Consider the following 3,001-nt stretch of genomic DNA (forward strand, 5'->3'; position numbering starts at 1 on the left):
GCCCGGCCGCAAGCCCGCCGGCGGCCGAGCCCGCCGCCCCGGCGCGCCAGGATGACTGAGTCCGACGGGGAGGGGGGGCCGCCTGTCGCGGCCCCCGCCTGGCCACGTCTCAAGAAGGAAGAAACACCGTGACCGCTGAACCGACCGGCCCGCTGAAGGGGCTTCGCGTGGTGGATTTGACCCGGGTGCTGGCAGGCCCCACCGCCACGCAGATGCTGGGCGATCTCGGCGCCGAGGTGATCAAGATCGAGCGGCCCGAGGCCGGCGACGACACCCGCGGCTTCGCCCCCCCCTATGTGCCGAACACGCGGGAGAGCGCCTATTTCGTCGGCGTCAACCGCAACAAGAAGTCGGTCACCGTCGACATCGCCAAGCCCGAGGGCCAGGCGATCGTGCACCGCCTGCTGGAGACCGCCGACATCCTGGTGGAGAACTTCAAGGTCGGCGCGCTCGCCAAGTACGGCCTCGGCTGGGAGCAGCTGAAAGAGAAGTATCCGAAGCTGATCTACTGCTCGATCACCGGCTTCGGCCAGACCGGCCCCTACGCCCCGCGCCCGGGCTATGACGCGCTGATCCAGGCGATGGGCGGCGTCATGTCGCTGACCGGCGAGATCGAGGGCGAGCCGCAGAAGGTCGGCATCCCGGTGGCCGACCTGTTCGCCGGGCTCTACGGCACGATCGGCATCCTGGCCGCGCTGCGGCACCGCGAGGCCACCGGCCAGGGCCAGCAGATCGACATCGGCATGCTGGACACGCATGTGGCCTGGCTGGCGAACCAGGGCATGAACTACCTGGCCACCGGCGAGAACCCGCCGCGCCTGTCCAACCAGCACCCCAACATCGTGCCCTACCAGGTCTTCCCGACCGCGGATGGCTACATGGTGCTGTCGATCGGCAACGACCCGACCTTCGAGCGCTTCTGCCGCAGCTTCGGCCTGGAGCACCTGCTGGCGGATGAGCGCTACGCCACCAATGCCGCGCGCGTCGCCAACCGGGCCCTGGTGACCGAGACGATGACGACGGTGACGCGCACCAAGCCGACCAGGGAATGGATCGCGCAGCTGGAGGCGCTGAAGATCGGCTGCGGCCCGATCAACACGCTGCGGGACGTGTTCGCCGACCCGCATGTGGTGGCGCGCAACATGGTGGTGGAGATGCCGCACGCCTCGGGCGAGACGGTGAAGGTGATCGCCAACCCGGTGAAGCTCTCGGCCACGCCGCCCGACTACCGCTCCGCCGCGCCGCTGCTCGGCCAGCACACGGAGGAGGTGCTGCGCGGCCTGGGCTTCGCCGAGGCCGAGATCGCCACAATGAAGCAGGGCGGCATCGTCTGACCGGAGGGGCGGCGGCGCGCGCCCGCCGCCCCCCTGTTCACCCCCTCGTCACTGGCCAGGGGGTGGCGGGCCGGGCATCTCCTGCCGGGACCAGCGAGGGAGTTGAGGATGGGTGTGTTCGACCGGTTGCGCGCCCTGTTCGGCGGGCGGCCCGCCACGCCCCCGGCCCCGCAGGCCGCCGTCGCGCCGCCGCCGGATTCGGCCGCCTGCGAGGCCAGCCAGGCGGCGCGCGACGCTTACTGGTCCGGCATCGGCCAGGTCGAGCCCGATCTGCTGGCACCCCTGATCAGCCCCGGCCTGATGGGCGGCCCGGCCTGGCCCGCCACCCGCCAGGCCTATCGCGTGGTGCGGCGCGGCGGGTCGCTGATCCTGGCCACCGACGGCCTGTCCGATCCTTTCGAGGGCGTCACCGGTGGCGGCAATGGCTTCGGCATGGAGCTGTTCCTGGAAACCGCCGAGATCGATCCGGCGCTGGCCGGGGCGCCTGGCGACATCAGCGGCCTCGGCCGCTCCTGGGCCTTCGAGATCCTGCAGAATGTGGCCGCCAGCGTGGCCGGCGCCGGCGGGGTGATGCCGATGCTGCAGCGCCACGGCGTGCTGTCCATGGAGCTGCCGGGCTTCAGCCAGGCGCACAGCCTGCCGAGGCAATTGCCGGCGGGCTTCGCCACGGCGGATGATTCGCTCGGCGTGCTGATCGGCGGCCCAGCGCCGGATTTCGCCGTGCGGATCCCCGGCATGCCGCTCTCCCCGGTGCAGGCGGTGCCGGTGGTGCTGCTGCGGGCCGAGGAGCTGGAGGCGCTGCGGCAGGGCGGGGCCGAGGCGCGGCGTGCCCTGGCCGAGCGCCTGGCGGCGGCGCCGCAACGCCATCGCAGCAGCCTGGTCCGCGCCGCCCTGGGCTGAGGGCGTGGCCCTCACCAGTAGGAATCGCTGCCGCCCCAGCCATCGCTGTTGAAACCTGTCTCGCTGAAGCCGCCATCCCAGCCGGAGCCGCCATAGTCGACGCTGCCGCCGCCCCAGCCATCGCTGCTGCCATCGCTGCTGCCATCGCTGCTGGAGGTGGCGGTGGCATCGCCACCCCAGCCATCGCTGTTGAAGCCCGTCTCGCTGAAGCCGCCATCCCAGCCGGAGCCGCTGGAATCGCCGAAGCGCCCGCTGTCGAAGCCGCCCGCATCCCCGAACCGGCCATTGTCGAAGCCGCTGCTCCAGCCATCGCTGTCGAAGCCTGTCTCGCTGAAGCCGAGCCCGGCCTCGCCATCGAAGCTGCCGCCCCAGCCGGTGCCGTCAAAATCGCCGAAGCCGGTTACCCCGGTGCCGAGACCGTCGAAACCGCTCCCGCCATTCCCGGCGCCGCCGAAGCGGCCGGTGTCGAAGCCGGCGGCATCGCCGAAACGGCCGGAATCGAAGCTGTCCTCCCCGAAGCGGCCGCTGTCGAACGCCGCGTCGAAGGCGGCGGCGCCCTCCAGCCGGTCGGTCTTGCCATCGCCCCAGCCGAGATAATCGGCCGCCTGCCCGGCCAGGCTGACCACCGCCTCGCCGGCGCCCTCGCCGATCTCGCCGCCCAGATAGCCGCCATAGACGGTGCCGATGCCGGTGCCGACCACGACGCCCGTGCCGCCGCCCAGCGCCAGCCCGCCCGCCGTGCCGGCGACCGGCACCGCCGAGCCCGC

The 3,001-nt window shown here is 72.2% G+C and carries 2 protein-coding genes and 1 pseudogene; 2 read left to right on the top strand and 1 reads right to left on the bottom strand.

Features of this window, described 5'->3' with window-relative positions:
• Window positions 1-128: 128 nt before the first annotated feature.
• Both HMPREF0731_RS16015 and HMPREF0731_RS16020 read left to right on the top strand, forming a co-directional pair.
• Window positions 129-1,334 (top strand): CaiB/BaiF CoA transferase family protein, encoded by a 1,206-nt coding sequence (locus HMPREF0731_RS16015; RefSeq protein ID WP_007005218.1) that lies wholly within the window; start codon window positions 129-131, stop codon window positions 1,332-1,334.
• A 108-nt stretch (window positions 1,335-1,442) separates the two neighbouring features.
• On the top strand, window positions 1,443-2,234 hold the full coding sequence (locus tag HMPREF0731_RS16020; RefSeq protein WP_007005219.1) for a suppressor of fused domain protein: 792 nt from the start codon (window positions 1,443-1,445) through the stop codon (window positions 2,232-2,234).
• An 11-nt stretch (window positions 2,235-2,245) separates the two neighbouring features.
• Here the strand turns inward: HMPREF0731_RS16020 and HMPREF0731_RS16025 are convergent.
• Window positions 2,246-3,001 (bottom strand): annotated as a pseudogene (locus HMPREF0731_RS16025) (hypothetical protein); the annotation flags it as partial.

This window comes from Pseudoroseomonas cervicalis ATCC 49957, assembly GCF_000164635.1.
GTDB classification, from domain to species: domain Bacteria; phylum Pseudomonadota; class Alphaproteobacteria; order Acetobacterales; family Acetobacteraceae; genus Pseudoroseomonas; species Pseudoroseomonas cervicalis.

Bases quoted from the DNA above. Each gene is read 5' to 3' on its own strand.
- HMPREF0731_RS16020 (WP_007005219.1), top strand. From the start codon at position 1,443: ATGGGTGTGTTCGACCGGTTGCGCGCCCTGTTCGGCGGGCGGCCCGCC.